Below are 16,024 nucleotides of genomic sequence, written 5' to 3' on the forward strand. Positions count from 1 at the left end.
GAAGGCTGCTGCGCCTGCTGCAAAGAAGGCCGCAGCTCCTGCCAAGAAGGCTGCTGCACCTGCTGCCAAGAAGGCCGCAGCGCCCGCCAAGAAGGCTGCTGCTCCTGCTGCCAAGAAGGCTGCCGCGCCTGCCAAGAAGGCTGCTGCTCCTGCCGCCAAGAAGGCCGCAGCTCCCGCCAAGAAGGCTGCAGCTCCTGCGGCCAAGAAGCCCGCCGCTGCACCGGCTGCCAAGCCCGCAGCAGCACCCGCCAAGGCTGCAGCAGCTCCTGCCGCTCCCGCCAAGAAGGCTGCAGCGCCGAAGAAGGCCGCTGCTCCCAAGAAGGCCGCAGCAGCTCCCGCCGCTGCCGCGCCTGCAGCTCCCGCTGCCGCACCCGCGCCCATCGCGCAAACCCGCCTCGCACCCCAAGCCGCATGGCCCTTCCCCACAGGCAGCAAGCCCTGAGACTTCTCCGGTCTCAAAGCAAAAAGCCCGGCTCTTTCGAGTCGGGCTTTTTTCATTGCGACGATGGCGGCTGTACCGCCACCCGGCGATCACCGCATCAGGGCTTGGCGAAGTCCAGCACGTAGTTCTGCGGGCCGCGGCTGGCAATCTTGAGCGCACCCAGGCGGTTGCCCAGTTCTGCACAACGCACCAGATCCCAGCCACGCTCCAGGCCGAACAGCAGGGCGCCACGCCACGCGTCGCCACAGCCCGTGGGGTCGACCACGGCAGCGGGCTGCACAGGCGCCACCGGGGTCCTGGTGCCTTGCACCCAGACCTCGCAGCCTTGCGCGCCCAGCGTCACCACCAGGCCCTGCACCTGCCCTGAAATCTGCTCCAGGCTCCAGCCCGTGCGCTCGCTGAGCATGCGGGCTTCATAGTCGTTCACGGCCACCCAGTCGGCCTGCTCGATGAAGCGGCGCAGATCCTGCCCGTCGAACATGGGCAGGCCCTGGCCCGGATCGAAGACGAAGGGAATGCCTGCAGCCTTGAACTGCTGGGCATGCTCGATCATGGCCTCGCGGCCATCGGGAGCGATGATGCCCACGCGCACCTGCTCCCTGAGTTCGGGCGTGATGCGGTTGCCGTGGGCCTGCATCATGGCGCCCGGGTGGAAGGCCGTGATCTGGTTGTTGTCGCGGTCGGTCATGATCATGCACTGGGCCGTGTGCGTGTCCTGCAACTGGCCGATGTGCGCCGTGTGCACGCCCAGCTCCTGCAGGCGCTGCACATATTCGGCACCGTCACTGCCCACCATGGCCATGGGCCAGGCATCGCCCCCCAGCAGCCTCAGCGCATAGGCGATGTTGCCCGCGCACCCGCCGAAATCGCGGCGCAGCGTGGGCACCAGGAAGGACACATTGAGGATGTGCAACTGGTCAGGCAGGATCTGGTCGGCAAACCTTCCGTCGAAGGTCATGATGTTGTCGAACGCAAGCGATCCGCAGATGAGAGCGGCCATGGTGTGTCTCGGCTTTCTTGAAGAGTCAGGGGAATCAGGGATAAAAAACCAGGGCGCGGTAACCGGCAACGGCGGACTCCAGGCCCTGCACTTCGACCGGGGCGGTCACGCTCCATTCGCCATGGCCCTCGATCTGCGCGGGGGCACCGAACTGGTCGAGCCGGATCACGCGCCGCAGCAGCAGCTTGTCCTGCGCATCGGTGAGCGTGAGTTCGACAGCGGGCATGGCCACGGCGAAGCCGGAACGGTTCTCCAGGCTCAGGCTCCATTGGTACTGGCCGTTGCGCGGCAGCTGCCGAAAACCCGAACTGCCGATCACCACATCGCCGATCTGTCGGCGCGGCTGCAGCTCGCAGCCCGCCATGGCGCACAGGGTCTGCAGCGTGGGCGCCAGCGAAGGATGCTGCACGGCCAGCGCATCGCGCTGGCCCCACATCACCTGGCCTGCCAAAGCGCCCGCGCCCAGCAGGCAGCCCAGCACAAGGGCCACGCGTACGGCAGGCCGGCGCCAGAAGGCCTTGCGCCGCGCCTGACGCACAAAGCCGGGCTCGGCTTCGGGCAGCGCAGGCTGGTCGTCGCTGCCACCCTCGCCGTCGCTGTCGGGCCAGCGGGAGAACTCCGGCGAAGGCACGGATACCTGCGCCTGCCGCTCCGATTCACGGACCAGGCCCGTCGGGACGGACAGCGAAGACGCATCGGCTTTCTGGGACGGCACGGCACCATCCACCTTGTGCGGCGATGGCGCGGAAACAGGCTTGTGTTCAGGCTCGGGCTGGGGTTCAGGCTCGGGTTCGGGCTCCAGGCCGGGCGGGGACGCCACCGCCGGCCCATGCCGCGCGTCAGGCTGGGGCTGCGCCGCTGGTGCAGCCACGGACGCCGCCAGGATCTCGTCCACCAGCGACGCGCCAGGCAGCTCGCGGCCCGGATCGTCGGCGGCAGAAGCCGAAGGGGTCTGCGCAGGCGGTGCCGTGGACGTGGACGTGGACGTGGACGTGGACGCGGGCGCCTGCGGAGCCGCAGCTTCGGCAGGCGGCACGGCAGGCGAAGGCTCGACCCTGGCAGCAGGCGCCGTGCTTGCACCAGTTGCCGTGGCTGCAGCCGGTGCCGGAGCACCCCGCCCCGGCAGCCCCACGGGCGCCGTCGGCAGCCACATGGACTCCCGGAATTCGCGGATGTCATCGTCCTCGAATTCCGGCCCATCGAGCGATGCCCCGCCCGCCACGGGATTGCCGGCGGCATGCGCAGGCGTGGCCGGCAGGGGCTGCAGATCCTCGGAGGCATCGAACACTTCATGGCAGACGCCGCAGCGCACCCACCCCTGCGAAATTCGCAGCTGGTCGGCCACCACTTTGAAGCGGGTTCCACAGGCAGGACAGCGGGTGACTTGGCTCATCAGCGATCGATTGTAGGCAGCTGCTCGCGGCACGCGCCATGAAGGCGGCAGCCGCGCAGGGACTCGTGGCGCAAATCAGGCCGCGCGGCGCGCGGTCATCAGGATCCAGCCATCTTCGCTGTCGGCGACTTCGAGTGCCAGGTACGGCGCGTAGGCCTGCTTGAGTTCGTCGGCCTGGCGCTCCAGGATGCCGGCCAGCACCAGGTTTCCACCCTCCGCCACGCGGGCGCACAGCAGCGGCGCCAGCACCTTGAGCGGCGTGGCCAGGATGTTGGCCAGCACGGTGCTGTATTCACCCGTCACGGCATCGGGCAGGCCGGCCTTCAACTGCACGGCGTTGGCATCGGCGTTGTAGCGCGTGGACTCCACGGCAGCCGGGTCGATGTCCACCGCGTCGATGTCGGTGGCACCGAACTTGGCCGCACCGATGGCCAGGATGCCGGAGCCGCAGCCGTAGTCCAGCGTGCGCCCCAGGCTGCCCTCGGGCTGGCGTGCGATCCAGCGCAGGCACATGCGCGTGGTCGGGTGCGTACCCGTGCCGAAGGCCAGGCCCGGGTCCAGGCGGATGCTCACGCGCGCCTGCGGCGGCAGTTCGTGCCAGGTGGGAACAATCCAGAATTCGGGGGTGATGTCCACGGGGGCGAACTGCGACTGCGTCAGGCGCACCCAGTCCTGCTCGGGCACCTGCTTGACGGCGATGATGCTGCAGCCCTCGAAGAAGTCCTGGGGCAGCAGCAGATCACGTGCCTCTTCGGCCGCTTGCTGCGTGGGGAACAGCGCCACCAGGCGGCTGCGCTGCCAGCCGTCCTTGGGTGGCGGCATGCCGGGCTCGCCGAACAGGGCCTGCTCGGCCTCGGTCTGCGCGTCGGCGTCCTCGACCGATACGCTCAGGGCGTCCAGCGCATCCAGTGCATCGCTGATGGTTTCGACCCGGTCTTCCGGGCACAGCAGGCTCAACTCGAACATGGGCCCATCCTTTTCTAAGCAATCAATGAAAAATGCCGGCCGCCGTCGCCGGGGGCCAGCATGCATGGTCGATCGGGTGACCCGCTCAACGCTTGTTGGCGTTGCGGTGCGCCAGCCACTCTTCCAGATAGTGGATGTTGGTGCCGCCTTCCATGAACTTGGCGTCCACCATCAGGTCCTGGTGCAGCGGGATGTTGGTCTTGATGCCTTCGACCACGGTCTCCAGCAGCGCAGTGCGCATGCGTGCCAGCGCCTGCTCGCGCGTGTCGCCGTGAACGATGATCTTGCCGATCATGGAGTCGTAGTTCGGCGGCACGAAGTAGTTGTTGTAGACGTGCGAGTCCACGCGCACGCCCGGGCCACCGGGCGCATGCCACATGGTGATGCGGCCTGGCGAAGGCATGAAGTTGTAGGGGTCCTCGGCATTCACGCGGCATTCGATCGCATGGCCCTTGAGCTGGGCATTGATCTGGCGCTGCGTGAAAGGCAGCTTCTCGCCTGCGGCCACCATGATCTGGGTACGAACGATGTCCACGCCCGTGATCAGTTCCGTCACCGGATGCTCCACCTGCACGCGCGTGTTCATCTCGATGAAGTAGAACTCGCCGTTTTCGTAGAGGAACTCGAAGGTGCCTGCGCCACGGTAGCCCAGCTTCTTGCAGGCTGCAGCGCAGCGCTCGCCGATCTTCTCGACCAGGCGACGGGGAATGCCGGGAGCCGGCGCTTCCTCGATGACCTTCTGGTGGCGGCGCTGCATGGAGCAGTCGCGCTCGCCCAGGTAGACGGCATTGCGATGGTTGTCGGCCAGGATCTGGATTTCCACATGGCGCGGGTTCTGCAGGAACTTCTCCATGTAGACGGCCGGATTGCCGAAGGCCGCACCGGCCTCGGCCTTGGTCATCTGCACGGCATTGATCAGCGCCGCCTCGGTATGCACCACGCGCATGCCACGGCCACCGCCGCCGCCTGCGGCCTTGATGATCACCGGATAGCCCACGGCCTTGGCGATGCGGCGGATCTGCACCGGATCGTCGGGCAGTTCGCCGTCCGAGCCCGGCACGCAGGGCACGCCCGCCTTGATCATGGCCTGCTTGGCCGAGACCTTGTCACCCATGGTGCGGATGTTGTCGGGCGTGGGGCCGATGAAGGTGAAGCCGCTCTTTTCCACGCGCTCGGCAAAGTCGGCGTTCTCGCTGAGAAAGCCGTAGCCAGGGTGGATCGCCTCGGCGTCGGTCACCTCGGCGGCCGAGATGATGGCCGGCATGTTGAGGTAGCTCAGCGGCGAAGGAGCGGGGCCGATGCACACGGCCTCGTCGGCCAGCTTGACGTACTTTGCGTCACGGTCGGCCTCGGAATACACCATCACCGCCTTGATGCCCAGTTCACGGCAGGCGCGCTGGATGCGCAGGGCGATCTCGCCCCGGTTGGCAACCAAAATTTTCTTAAACATGAAGGTCCTCGCGGCTTGGTGCCTGCGGCGGTACGCAGGCCGAAGCCGTCAGTTGAGCCAATTGCTCTGTCGCGCCGCGGCATGCGTTCGCGCCAGGGCGTCGTGCCGCTTGCGGCATCGCTCGCCTGCAGGTTACTCGATCACGAACAGGGGCTGGCCGTACTCGACGGCCTGGCCGTTTTCACCCAGGATGCGGGTAATGGTGCCGCTCTTGTCGGCCTCGATCTCGTTGAGAATCTTCATCGCTTCGATGATGCAGATGGTCTCGCCTTCCTTGACCTGGTTGCCCACTTCCACGAAAGGCTTGCCGCCAGGGCTGGATGCGCGGTAGAAGGTGCCGACCATGGGCGACTTCACCACGTGTCCCGCGACGGCTGCCTCGGCAGGGGCTGCCACGGGCGCTGCTGCAGGAGCGGCCACAGGTGCTGCCACGGGCGCAGCCATCGGAGCCTGCATGGGCGCAGCCACGTAGTGCTGCACCACGGCGCCTTCGCTCTTGACGATCCGGACCTTGCCCTCTGCTTCGGTGATCTCCAGTTCCGACACGTTCGATTCGGACACCAGATCAATGAGGGTCTTGAGTTTTCGCAAATCCATGGGAGCTCCAGCGGCTAACAACTAAATAGGGCGCGAATTTACTCCAATTTCGCCCTTCTGCGTGCTTTGAGGCATATTTTTCATCAACGTCGCCATGGAATTCGGGGGATTTCCTGAGCCTGCACAGGCTCGGTCGCTGCGGAAATCAGCCTTTTGCGCTCCAGGAAGCCAGATCTTCGGTAGTAAGCTCACCTATTTTACGTTGCCGCACCAGGCCATCCTCGCCGAGCAGCACGGTGAAGGGCAGTCCGCCCTGCAGATTGCCGAGCGAGCGGGTCAGGCCCAGACCGCCTTCCACCGCCAGCGCCACGGGGAAACGCAGGGGTGTGCGGCCCAGAAAGCGCTGCACTGCCTCGGGCTTGTCCACGGCCAGGCCAATGACCTGAATGCCATGCTGGTCTTGGCGTGCCGAGAAGGCATCCAGCATGGGCAGTTCGCGCACGCACGGCGGGCACCAGGTGGCCCAGAAATTGACCAGCACCGGCTTGCCACGCCAGCGCGACAGCGTCATGGCCGAGCCATCCGGCGTGATGAAACGCTGCTGCCACAGCTGCTCTTCGGCGCTGGACTCCATGGCATGGGGCTGAAATCGCCACCAGGCCAATCCGGCGCCACCCAGTCCCGCAGCGGCGGCAACGCCGCCCATCAGCCAGCGGCGGCGGGAAGATGTGTTTTGACCTGCATCCACGGAATCAGCCACGGTCGGCCTCCCCTTCGTCCTGGTTCAACAGCTTGCGCAATGCCTCTGCGCTGCCACGCGGGCTGCGCCCCTGTCCATCGGGCTTGAGCGCGCCGCGCAGATCGTCAAGATCATGGACCAGCAGGTGCACACCCACATCCTCGTTCAGCGGGCGGCAGAAGGCATGGATGCTCAGCGCCTCCACGCTCTGGCCGGTGAATCCCGTCACGGTGCTGGGTTCGTAGTTCACATGCTGGTTGATCAGTGCGATCTCTGCCGATTTGGGGTCGTCGCAGAACAGTTGCAGATAAATATCGGACAGGCGCGTGGCCGTGCCGCGCCAGACGGCGCCGGCCAGGTGGGGACGGAACTCGGCCAGGCGATCCATCCATTGCAGAGCCAGCTCGCGCAGGGCCTGCAGTTCCTGGGGCTGGGTGTCGGCGCAGAACAGGGCGATGTATTCGCGCACAGCTTCTTCCACCAGGTCATTGCCCGGCAGCGCAGTGCGCGAGGGCAGTCCCAGCTGGCGCACAGCGCGGTGCTTGGCAGGCCCCCATTCCAGACCTTCCTCGACCACGAGGCGGGCCGCAGTCTGGGCAATTTCGGCAGTGGCTTGGTCCATGGCTTTACGATCCGCTGTATCCCTACATATATATAAGAGGCCTTCCCTGCGGATGGCCCCGGGCCATTGTGACCCAAGCCGCAGCAACGCCGGCCGCTGACGGGCTTTGCATGTTCCCGCCAGCGCCTTGCACCGGCGATTTCGCAACCTTGTGTTTCCGGGACCCGGTGCCTGCTGGGCCGCAAGCTCCTGTTTTTGCAGGCCAGCCATCCCAGACATGGCGGCAACCGTAGAATGCCCGGCCATGCACATACATATTCTGGGCATCTGCGGCACCTTCATGGGCGGACTGGCCGCGCTGGCGCGCGAGGCTGGGCACCGCGTCACAGGCTGCGACGCCGGCGTCTACCCGCCGATGAGCGATCAGCTGCGTGCACTGGGCATCGAGCTGATCGAGGGCTACGGCGCCGACCAGATGACCCTGCAACCCGACATGTATGTCGTAGGCAACGTGGTCAGCCGCGCGCGCCTGCCCGACGGCAGCCCCAAGTTCCCGCTGATGGAGGCAATCCTCGAAAGCGGCGCTCCCTACACCAGCGGGCCGCAATGGCTTTGCGAACATGTGCTGCACCATCCATCCTGCCCGCGCCATGTGCTGGCCGTGGCCGGCACGCATGGCAAGACGACCACGACGTCGATGCTGGCCTGGATTCTCGAATGCGCAGGCCTGGCCCCGGGCTTTCTGGTCGGCGGCGTGCCGCTGGACTTCGGCGTCTCGGCCCGCCTGGGTGCATCCAGGCGCCCGACGCCAGGCGAGGGCCCGGCCGGCGCGGAGCCCGTCTTCGTCATCGAGGCCGATGAATACGACACGGCCTTCTTCGACAAGCGCAGCAAGTTCGTGCACTACCGCCCGCGCACGGCCGTGCTCAACAACCTGGAGTTCGATCACGCCGACATCTTCGAGGATCTCGGTGCCATCGAACGCCAGTTCCACCATCTGGTGCGCACCGTCCCCGCTTCGGGCCGGCTTGTTGTCAACGGCATCGAGGAAAGCATCACCCGCGTGCTGCACCAGGGCTGCTGGAGCGAGGTTTCCAGCTTCGGGGCGGTGGTCAGCGACTTCAGCGCAGAGGGCGATCCGAGCGCCTTCGACGTGCTGCACCGTGGCCGCAAGGTGGCCCGCCTGGAATGGGCGCTGACCGGGGAACACAACCAGCTCAACGCGCTGGCCGCCATTGCGGCAGCCGAGCACGTGGGCGTGACGCCGGCACAGGCCTGCGAGGCGCTGGCGCGCTTTCAGAACGTCAAGCGACGCATGGAGCTGCGCGGCATGGCGGGCGGCGTATCCGTCTACGACGACTTCGCCCACCACCCCACGGCCATACGCACCACGCTGGACGGCCTGCGCCGCAAACTCGGCAGCCAGGCACGCATCCTTGCGGTGTTCGAGCCGCGCAGCAACACCATGAAGCTGGGCACCATGAAGTCGCAACTGCCCTGGTCCCTGGAAAGCGCCGATCTGGTGTTCTGCCACACGGCCGGCCTGGACTGGGACGCCGCCGAGGCGCTGCATCCCCTGGGCGTGGGCCCTGGCCGCAAGGCGCAGGTGGCAGGCGACATGGACACGCTGATCGGACAGATCCTCGCAGCCGCCCGGCCGGGCGACCATGTGGTGTGCATGAGCAACGGCGGCTTCGGCGGCATACACCCCAAGCTGCTGGCCGCCCTGCAGGCCGCAGGCTGAACAAAGCGCAAGCAAGCCCCGCCCCAATGAAAGAAGCCCGGGACATGCCCGGGCTTCTTTCATGTGCCTTCGCCTGTCAGCCGTCAGTAGCTGATGGACATGGCGGGCACGTCGACACGGATCAGCGGCTTGGACAGCACGGCCTGGGCTGCAACGGCATAGCTGTTGCGCCACTGCTCGTCGTCGAACAGCCCGGCACGCGAACGCGCCGCGCGCGCCACCACCACCAGCTTGTCGGCCAGCAGTACCTTGCCGCTGGCACGCAGGGGTTCGCAGTCCATGGAGATGAACTGCTGGTCCAGCCAATGCCGTCCTTCATCGGAACTCATGGGGGTGAGCCCGTTGGTGTCCGTGCGGTACTCTTTTCCGGCATCCAACACCACAATCACTTCGCTGCGCATGGAACTCCTCTCGTCATTACTGGATACAACCCCGTGCCTGCTCGCGCGGACAGGGTCGTTACTCATACCGCGAGCTTAACCGCAAGCGCCTTTTCCACACCCCGGGCAAGCTGACATGGCGCAAGCGCCGCAGCCTGGGGCTGGCACTGCCAGCAGCAGGTGTTTCATGGCGGCACGGCGCCCGCTTCAAGGTGCAAACGTACAATCGCCTGCAGATTGGACCCCGAATCTTCATCAACCGCATCGCATGACGACCGACACCACACACCAGAAACTGCTTGACCAGCTGCAGCAGCTCGAAGATGAGCTGCGCGGCCAGAGCCTCTGGTCGGCCGTGGCGCCAAGCCCCGAGGCCATGGCGTCGACCATGCCCTTCATGTACGACACGCTCAAGCTGCAGCAATGGCTGCAGTGGGTTTTCCTGCCCCGGCTGCGTGCCGTGATCGAGGCCGGCGGCCAGCTGCCCTGCCAAAGCCACGTTCATCCGCTGGCCGAACATGAGTGGAGCCAGCCCGTGGAATTCGACAAGCGCCAGTTGCTGGCCCTGCTGCAGGGCATAGACGACACGCTGAACCAGTGCGGTCTGACTCCGCCGGACGCCACATCGTCCCACTGACCACGGAGCGGCCAGGCACGAAAAACGGGGCGCAGACGCCCCGTTTTCTTTTGCGCCTCAGGCAGCCACCAAGGCTGCTGCCGCCTCGGTCTGCTTGACGCGGCGCTGCAGCACGGCGTCGGACAGCTCGGCCAGCGTGGCCAGGGAATCATCCCAGCCCAGGCAGGCGTCGGTAATGCTCTGGCCGTAGGTCAGGGCAGCCACTTCGTCCTTGCCGGGCGTGAACTTCTGGGCGCCGCCCACGAGATGGCCTTCGATCATCACGCCGAACACGCTGCGCGAGCCGCCGCTGATCTGTCCGGCGATGTCGCGGGCCACGTCCTTCTGGCGCTCATGCTGCTTGGAGCTGTTGGCGTGACTGCAGTCGACCATCAGCGTGGGCGTCAGGCCCGCCTTTTCGAGGTCCTCGCAGGCAGCGGCCACGTTGGCGGCGTCGTAGTTGGGAGTCTTGCCGCCGCGCAGGATGACGTGGCAATCCTGGTTGCCCGCCGTGTTCACGATGGCAACCTGGCCATTCTTGTGCACCGACAGGAAGTGGTGGCCACGGCTGGCCGACTGGATGGCGTCGGTGGCGATGCGGATGTTGCCGTCCGTGCCGTTCTTGAAGCCGATGGGCGCCGAGATGCCCGAGGCCAGTTCACGGTGGACCTGGCTTTCCGTGGTGCGCGCACCGATGGCGCCCCAGCTGATCAGATCGGCGATGTACTGGGGAGAGATCACGTCCAGGAACTCGCTGGCGGCCGGCACGCCCAGGCGGTTGATGTCGATCAGCAGTTGCCGCGCAATGCGCAGGCCCTCGTCGATGCGGTAGCTCTGGTCCAGGTAGGGATCGTTGATCAGCCCCTTCCAGCCCACGGTGGTGCGCGGCTTTTCGAAGTACACGCGCATCACGATCTCCAGCGTGTCCTTGTACTGCTCGCGTATGGGCGCCAGGCGGCGCGCGTACTCGATGGCGGCCGCCGGATCGTGGATGGAGCAGGGGCCGACGATGACCAGCAGGCGGTCATCCTCGCCAGCCATGATGTTGTGGATGGTGCGGCGGGTATCGCCGATCAGGGTTTCGACGGCCGTACCGCGGATGGGGAAGAAGCGAATGAGGTGCTCGGGAGGGGGCAACACGGTGATGTCCTTGATACGTGCGTCGTCGGTTTGGCCAGTCTTTTGGGAACCGCCGCGATACCAGGAATCGGCGAGGGAAGCTTGATGAGCAGTCATTGCTTGCTTTCGTGAGGAAAGATGGATCGTGGAAAACGGAGCGAAGAATCGGGAGGGGAAAAACAAAAAACCGCCGGGCTCTGCAGCTTCGGCGGTTCTGAGGGAGGTTTGTTCGGGTGCGCGCGCTTACCTCTCTTCCGCCGGGGAGGAGAACCAAAAGTAAAAGTAGAAGGAGGTACGGGCTTGCATGGGAACTGAATGTAGCACAGTCATTTTTCGCAGTGCAACATGGCCATGGCAGCACGGGGGGCGCACTTCACAGTGCCACAGAGAGAAACCTCAAAATCATCCACGCACTTAAACTGCTTTTTTAACCGTTCAACGCAAAAATATTTCGTCATCACGGATAAAAACACGATGGCATGCAGTTTTCTTGCATTCACCTTTGAAAACGTGCAAACCCCAGAAAATGACGCTTCCGCGCATCGCGGCAGGCCCGCCTCAACGCCGCAGCAAGGAGTCGCGCAGCCTGCGCAGTGCTCGGCGCAGGGCGCTCCAGGGACGCCAGCGACGCGTCCGGTACCAAGGCTGCATTGCGGCGGCATCGAACCCGCCGGCCACAGCGGCGGATTCCGCAAACATGTCTATCAACAGGCATGCATCTCCCAGCAGGCGCCAGCCCAGACGCTCGCAGCGGCGGAAATGCTCGGGCTCCTGGGCATCGCCCACCAGCACGGACTGCTGCCAGGCGTGCACGACCTCCCTGAATCCCTTGAGCAGGCGCTGGTAGGCGGGAAATTCGTAGAGGGCGTGCCATACCGCCCCCAGCGTGGTGAGGAAGTGCTGGTGGTCCAGCACGGCCAGGTCGAGTTGCTGTATGGCCTCTTCCACGGCAGGGCGTGCACTGCCCGCATAGCGCACGCGCACGGCCTCGTCCAACGCAACGGCCAGCAAGGCCAGTTGCTGGTGCATGGGCTGCAGGTCGCCCACGATCAACTCGTTCAGCCAGACGCGGTTCAGCCGCGACTCGCCGGCCCAGGTGCGCCAGTGTTCCGGCAGGCTGCGCAGGGGATGGGCAGAAGTCTGCAGGCCTGGCCGGGAAGGAAAGGAAAGCTGGGTCATGGAATCGGCGCCGGGCGGCGCCCACGGAGCGCGGCGGGCCGCGTCAGGCAGGACAGAGGACCCGCCCCCTGCCATGCAGGGCGCGGGCATGCGACGGTCAGGCCGTGCCGCCCACCGTCAGGCCGTCGATGCGCAGCGTAGGCTGACCCACGCCCACGGGCACGCTCTGGCCTTCCTTGCCGCAGGTGCCCACACCGCTGTCCAGGCGCATGTCGTTGCCGATCATGGTGATGTGCTTGAGCGATTCCGGGCCGCTGCCCACGATGGTCGCGCCCTTGACGGGGTACTGGATCTTGCCGTTCTCGACCCAATAGGCCTCGCTGGCAGAGAACACGAACTTGCCGCTGGTGATGTCGACCTGACCGCCGCCGAAGTTGGTGGCGTACAGGCCCTTCTTGATCGAGGCCACGATTTCCTGCGGATCCTTGTCGCCACCTAGCATGTAGGTGTTGGTCATGCGCGGCATGGGGATGTGGGCATAGCTTTCGCGGCGGCCGTTGCCCGTGGGCTTGACGCCCATCAGGCGGGCGTTCATTGCGTCCTGGATGTAGCCCTTGAGGATGCCGTCCTCGATCAGCACATTGCTCTGGCTGGTGCAGCCCTCGTCATCGACGTTGAGCGAACCGCGGCGATCGGCCAGCGTGCCGTCGTCCAGCACGGTGACGCCCTTGGCCGCCACGCGCTGGCCGATGCGGCCGCTGAAGGCGCTGGCGCCCTTGCGGTTGAAGTCGCCTTCCAGGCCGTGGCCCACGGCTTCGTGCAGCAGCACGCCGGGCCAGCCGGGGCCAAGCACCACGGTCATTTCGCCTGCCGGCGCGGGGCGCGACTGCAGGTTGGTGAGGGCCGCGCTCACGGCTTCGTCCACATATTGCGTGATCTGCTCATCGCTGAAATAGGCCAGGCCAAAACGGCCACCACCGCCGGCCGAACCCACTTCGCGCCGGCCCTTTTGCTCGGCGATCACGGTGACGGAAAGACGCACCAGCGGCCGCACATCGGCAGCCAACGTGCCATCGGCGCGGGCGACCAGCACCACGTCGTACTCGCTGGCCAGGCCGGCCATGACCTGGACGACACGCGGGTCCTTGGCGCGGGCCAGGGTTTCGACCTTGCCCAGCAGCTCGACCTTGGCCGTGCTGTCCAGCGTGGCAATGGGATCCAGCCCCGGATACAGCGAGCGGCTTTGCGCGATCTTGGACGCGTTGGCGCGCACGCGCTTGCTCTGGGCCGCGCCCGAGATGGAGCGCACGGTGCGTGCCGCATCCAGCAGGGAGGCTTCGGAAATATCGTCGGAATAGGCAAAGGCCGTCTTCTCGCCGCTGACCGCCCGCACGCCCACACCCTGGTCGATGCTGAAGCTGCCGGTCTTGACGATGCCCTCTTCCAGGCTCCAGCCTTCGGCGCGGGTGTACTGGAAGTAGAGGTCGGCGTCGTCGACCTGGTGGCTGCGGATCTCGGCCAGTGCGCGCGCGAGATGGGTTTCATCGAGCCCGAAGGGCTCAAGCAGCAACTGGCGCGCTGTGGCCAGGCGTTCAATGGTGGGTTCGCGGGAGATCATTCGCCCATTGTAGAGAGCCGGCCATGCCCTCGCCGTGCAACGGGGGCAGCCAACGGTTCATGGGCCTGCAAAAAAGAACGGAATGCCGCCCCACCAGGCTGAGCGGCATTCCGTAGGCATGCATCCGCGTGGATGGCGAACATGCTGGCCCATGTCCGCGCTTGCTTTGTAGCGCGCCTCGGCGTCTGTGGCAAGTGCACGGTCATCCCGCAGACGTTATGGAAACAGGAGCATGCCAGTCTCATGCAGGCTTGGCTTGCTCGCCAAATCATAGGAAGAAACGGAGCTTTCCGGTAGCAGGCATCCAGACTATTTGACATTTGCAGGCGCCTTGGGCGCCGCAAACTGGTGTTCAGAGCGGGCCGCCGCCCTCGCCCGGCAGTTGCCGCTGCGAACGCGCCACCGACATCAGCACCCCCAGCGCCAGCCCCAGCGTGACCATGGCCGTGCCGCCGTAGCTGATGAAGGGAAGCGGCACGCCGACCACGGGCAGGATGCCGCTGACCATGCCCATGTTCACGAAGGCATAGGTGAAGAAGATCATGGCCACGGCCGCCGCCATGAGCCGCGCGAACAGCGTGTTGGCCTGGATGGCGATGGCCAGCCCGCGCCAGACCAGCAGCAGGAAGGAGACGATGATGAACAGGTTGCCGACCAGGCCGAACTCCTCGGAATAGGCGGCGAAGATGAAGTCGGTCGTGCGCTCGGGAATGAACTCCAGGTGGGTTTGCGTGCCTGCCATGAATCCCTTGCCCCAGACGCCACCGGAGCCGATGGCGATCATGCCCTGGATGATGTGGAACCCCTTGCCCAGGGGGTCGCGCGTGGGGTCCAGCAGGGTGCAGACACGGGTCTGCTGGTATTCATGCAGCACGGGCCAGCGCACGCCGTCGGCGCACAGCTGGGGTTCGTACCAGACGATGAGGGTGATGCCGATCACACCGGCCAGCACGGGCGGAACGATGAGTTTCCAGGGCAGGCCCGCGAAGAAGATCACCGACAGGCCGGCCGCCATCACCAGCAGCGAGGTCCCCAGGTCGGGCTGCTTCATGATCAGCCCGACAGGCACCATGAGCAGCACCATGGCGATCACGAAGTCCGTGCCGCGCAGCTGGCCCTCGCGGCGCTGGAACCACCAGGCCAGCATCAGCGGCGTGGCGATCTTCAGAAGCTCGCTGGGCTGGATCACCACACCCACGTTGACCCAGCGCTGAGCCCCCTTCTTGGTGATGCCGAACAGCGCCACCGCCACCAGCAGCGCCACGCCCAGCATGTACAGCGGCACGGCCACCTTCATGAGCTGCTGCGGGGGAATCTGGGCCACGACAAAGAGGATGGCCGCCGCGATCAGCATGTTGCGCCCGTGGTCGGTGAAGCGCGTGCCGTGGTCGAAGCCCGAGGAGTACATGGCGATCAGCCCCGCCGACGCCAGCATGCCCACGAACAGCAGCAACCAGAAGTCAAAGCCCCGCAGCAGCGGGGCAACACGTTGCCAGAGGGAGGGCTTGTCGAATTCGGTCACGGGGATGGTCGGTCGCGGGCACGGGCCGCCATTATCCCGTGGCGCATGCGGCCTAGCCCGGCGCAGGGTTGCCCACGGAGGCGGTTGTCATCCAGCTGTCGGCCCGGGCCTTCCCTGCTGGGCGCCACCCGCCGCAGCGGCCACAATGGGCCATGAGCCGTCCGGGCCGCATCCGGCGCCCGGCCCCAGCAACGCAAAGGAGAGCGCCCGCCATGACCACCACCCATTTGCTGTATCTGCACGGCTTTCGCTCCTCACCCCAATCCACCAAGGCCCGGCGCATGGCCGAACATGTGGCCACGCGCCATCCCCATGTGCGCTGGTGGAGCCCGCAATTGCCGCCATCCCCGCGCGAGGCGGCCGCCTTGATTGCCGACGGCATAGGCAGCTGGCCGCGAGAGACCATGGCCGTTATCGGCTCCTCGCTGGGCGGCTACTACGCCAGCTGGGTGGCCCAGCTGGCGCGCTGCCGCAGCGTGATGATCAACCCGGCCGTGAACCCGGCGCGCGATCTTGAAAAGTACATTGGCGAGCAGACGTCCTGGCACAACCCCGAGGAACGCTTTTTCTTTCGCCGCGAGTACATGGAAGAGCTGCGCGCGCTGGACACGCGCTCCATGACACCGGCCGCGCCCGAGATGCTGCTGGCGGCCGAGGGCGACGAAGTTCTGGACTGGCGCGAGATGAGCGCGCGCTACCCGCATGCGCTGCAGATCATCCAGGAAGGCGGCGATCACGCGCTGAGCAACTTCGAGGAGTACCTGCCCCAGCTCGACGAGTTCCTGAATCTGGCCTGATGCCGCACACGCCTGCGCGG

The 16,024-nt window shown here is 66.0% G+C and carries 15 protein-coding genes and 1 pseudogene; 4 read left to right on the plus strand and 12 right to left on the minus strand.

The window, feature by feature from the left end; all coding sequences use genetic code 11:
• Nucleotides 1-442 (plus strand): annotated as a pseudogene (locus DTS01S_RS15755) (hypothetical protein); the annotation flags it as partial.
• Nucleotides 443-539: 97 nt separating this feature from the next.
• On the opposite strand, the gene DTS01S_RS15760 reads toward DTS01S_RS15755, so the two are convergent.
• The 7 genes from DTS01S_RS15760 to DTS01S_RS15790 form a co-directional block, all read right to left on the minus strand.
• Entirely contained in the window at nt 540-1,442 is a 903-nt protein-coding gene (locus DTS01S_RS15760; RefSeq protein WP_061288099.1) for a carbohydrate kinase family protein, read from the minus strand.
• Between the two features lie 34 nt (nt 1,443-1,476).
• Nucleotides 1,477-2,835, minus strand: a complete 1,359-nt coding sequence (locus DTS01S_RS15765) for a zinc-ribbon and DUF3426 domain-containing protein (RefSeq protein WP_061288101.1) — start codon at nt 2,833-2,835, stop codon at nt 1,477-1,479.
• 75 nt (nt 2,836-2,910) lie between these two features.
• Nucleotides 2,911-3,801 carry a 50S ribosomal protein L11 methyltransferase gene (gene prmA, locus DTS01S_RS15770; protein ID WP_061288103.1) on the minus strand — a complete coding sequence of 297 codons (891 nt, stop codon included), beginning with the start codon at nt 3,799-3,801 and terminating at the stop codon, nt 2,911-2,913.
• An 85-nt stretch (nt 3,802-3,886) separates the two neighbouring features.
• Nucleotides 3,887-5,251 (minus strand): acetyl-CoA carboxylase biotin carboxylase subunit, encoded by a 1,365-nt coding sequence (gene accC, locus DTS01S_RS15775; RefSeq protein WP_016448007.1) that lies wholly within the window; start codon nt 5,249-5,251, stop codon nt 3,887-3,889.
• 132 nt (nt 5,252-5,383) lie between these two features.
• The gene (accB, locus tag DTS01S_RS15780) at nt 5,384-5,848 is read right to left on the minus strand and encodes an acetyl-CoA carboxylase biotin carboxyl carrier protein (RefSeq protein WP_016448008.1); all 465 of its coding nucleotides are present in this window, start codon (nt 5,846-5,848) and stop codon (nt 5,384-5,386) included.
• Between the two features lie 145 nt (nt 5,849-5,993).
• Nucleotides 5,994-6,494 (minus strand): TlpA family protein disulfide reductase, encoded by a 501-nt coding sequence (locus DTS01S_RS15785; protein ID WP_016448009.1) that lies wholly within the window; start codon nt 6,492-6,494, stop codon nt 5,994-5,996.
• A gap of 46 nt (nt 6,495-6,540) precedes the next feature.
• Nucleotides 6,541-7,149 (minus strand): hypothetical protein, encoded by a 609-nt coding sequence (locus tag DTS01S_RS15790; protein ID WP_016448010.1) that lies wholly within the window; start codon nt 7,147-7,149, stop codon nt 6,541-6,543.
• Nucleotides 7,150-7,393: 244 nt separating this feature from the next.
• Here DTS01S_RS15790 and mpl point away from each other — a divergent pair, with 244 nt between their 5' ends.
• Nucleotides 7,394-8,833: a UDP-N-acetylmuramate:L-alanyl-gamma-D-glutamyl-meso-diaminopimelate ligase gene (gene mpl, locus DTS01S_RS15795; protein WP_061288105.1), complete on the plus strand. Its 1,440-nt coding sequence runs from the start codon at nt 7,394-7,396 to the stop codon at nt 8,831-8,833.
• Nucleotides 8,834-8,916: 83 nt separating this feature from the next.
• On the opposite strand, the gene DTS01S_RS15800 is transcribed toward mpl, so the two are convergent.
• Nucleotides 8,917-9,234, minus strand: coding sequence for a hypothetical protein (locus tag DTS01S_RS15800; RefSeq protein ID WP_016448012.1), 318 nt, complete (start codon nt 9,232-9,234; stop codon nt 8,917-8,919).
• Between the two features lie 247 nt (nt 9,235-9,481).
• On the opposite strand from DTS01S_RS15800, the gene DTS01S_RS15805 reads away from it, so the two are divergent.
• On the plus strand, nt 9,482-9,850 hold the full coding sequence (locus tag DTS01S_RS15805; RefSeq protein WP_016453140.1) for a YqcC family protein: 369 nt from the start codon (nt 9,482-9,484) through the stop codon (nt 9,848-9,850).
• Between the two features lie 57 nt (nt 9,851-9,907).
• Here DTS01S_RS15805 and DTS01S_RS15810 read toward each other — a convergent pair whose 3' ends face one another.
• The 4 genes from DTS01S_RS15810 to rodA all read right to left on the minus strand — a co-directional run bounded on the left by DTS01S_RS15810 (nt 9,908) and on the right by rodA (nt 15,207).
• A complete protein-coding gene (locus DTS01S_RS15810; protein ID WP_016453139.1) occupies nt 9,908-11,065 on the minus strand; it encodes a 3-deoxy-7-phosphoheptulonate synthase in 1,158 nt (385 codons plus the stop codon).
• A 441-nt stretch (nt 11,066-11,506) separates the two neighbouring features.
• Nucleotides 11,507-12,127 (minus strand): hypothetical protein, encoded by a 621-nt coding sequence (locus DTS01S_RS15815; protein ID WP_016448015.1) that lies wholly within the window; start codon nt 12,125-12,127, stop codon nt 11,507-11,509.
• Nucleotides 12,128-12,224: 97 nt separating this feature from the next.
• Nucleotides 12,225-13,685, minus strand: a complete 1,461-nt coding sequence (gene tldD, locus DTS01S_RS15820) for a metalloprotease TldD (RefSeq protein WP_017404622.1) — start codon at nt 13,683-13,685, stop codon at nt 12,225-12,227.
• A 352-nt stretch (nt 13,686-14,037) separates the two neighbouring features.
• Nucleotides 14,038-15,207 carry a rod shape-determining protein RodA gene (rodA, locus tag DTS01S_RS15825; protein WP_016448017.1) on the minus strand — a complete coding sequence of 390 codons (1,170 nt, stop codon included), beginning with the start codon at nt 15,205-15,207 and terminating at the stop codon, nt 14,038-14,040.
• Nucleotides 15,208-15,419: 212 nt separating this feature from the next.
• On the opposite strand from rodA, the gene DTS01S_RS15830 reads away from it, so the two are divergent.
• Entirely contained in the window at nt 15,420-16,004 is a 585-nt protein-coding gene (locus DTS01S_RS15830) for a YqiA/YcfP family alpha/beta fold hydrolase (protein ID WP_016448018.1), read from the plus strand.
• Nucleotides 16,005-16,024 lie beyond the last annotated feature (20 nt).

It is taken from the genome of Delftia tsuruhatensis NBRC 16741 (assembly GCF_001571325.1).
In the GTDB taxonomy this organism is placed as follows: Bacteria; Pseudomonadota; Gammaproteobacteria; order Burkholderiales; family Burkholderiaceae_C; genus Comamonas; species Comamonas tsuruhatensis.

What these genes read in the sequence shown, in the direction of transcription:
- DTS01S_RS15760 (WP_061288099.1), bottom strand. Translation starts at nt 1,442, where the DNA reads ATGGCCGCTCTCATCTGCGGATCGCTTGCGTTCGACAACATCATGACC.
- DTS01S_RS15765 (WP_061288101.1), bottom strand. Translation starts at nt 2,835, where the DNA reads ATGAGCCAAGTCACCCGCTGTCCTGCCTGTGGAACCCGCTTCAAAGTG.
- DTS01S_RS15805 (WP_016453140.1), top strand. Translation starts at nt 9,482, where the DNA reads ATGACGACCGACACCACACACCAGAAACTGCTTGACCAGCTGCAGCAG.
- DTS01S_RS15815 (WP_016448015.1), bottom strand. Translation starts at nt 12,127, where the DNA reads ATGACCCAGCTTTCCTTTCCTTCCCGGCCAGGCCTGCAGACTTCTGCC.
- DTS01S_RS15810 (WP_016453139.1), bottom strand. Translation starts at nt 11,065, where the DNA reads ATGACTGCTCATCAAGCTTCCCTCGCCGATTCCTGGTATCGCGGCGGT.
- prmA (WP_061288103.1), bottom strand. Translation starts at nt 3,801, where the DNA reads ATGTTCGAGTTGAGCCTGCTGTGCCCGGAAGACCGGGTCGAAACCATC.
- DTS01S_RS15785 (WP_016448009.1), bottom strand. Translation starts at nt 6,494, where the DNA reads ATGGGCGGCGTTGCCGCCGCTGCGGGACTGGGTGGCGCCGGATTGGCC.
- tldD (WP_017404622.1), bottom strand. Translation starts at nt 13,685, where the DNA reads ATGATCTCCCGCGAACCCACCATTGAACGCCTGGCCACAGCGCGCCAG.
- accC (WP_016448007.1), bottom strand. Translation starts at nt 5,251, where the DNA reads ATGTTTAAGAAAATTTTGGTTGCCAACCGGGGCGAGATCGCCCTGCGC.
- DTS01S_RS15800 (WP_016448012.1), bottom strand. Translation starts at nt 9,234, where the DNA reads ATGCGCAGCGAAGTGATTGTGGTGTTGGATGCCGGAAAAGAGTACCGC.
- DTS01S_RS15830 (WP_016448018.1), top strand. Translation starts at nt 15,420, where the DNA reads ATGACCACCACCCATTTGCTGTATCTGCACGGCTTTCGCTCCTCACCC.
- mpl (WP_061288105.1), top strand. Translation starts at nt 7,394, where the DNA reads ATGCACATACATATTCTGGGCATCTGCGGCACCTTCATGGGCGGACTG.
- accB (WP_016448008.1), bottom strand. Translation starts at nt 5,848, where the DNA reads ATGGATTTGCGAAAACTCAAGACCCTCATTGATCTGGTGTCCGAATCG.
- DTS01S_RS15790 (WP_016448010.1), bottom strand. Translation starts at nt 7,149, where the DNA reads ATGGACCAAGCCACTGCCGAAATTGCCCAGACTGCGGCCCGCCTCGTG.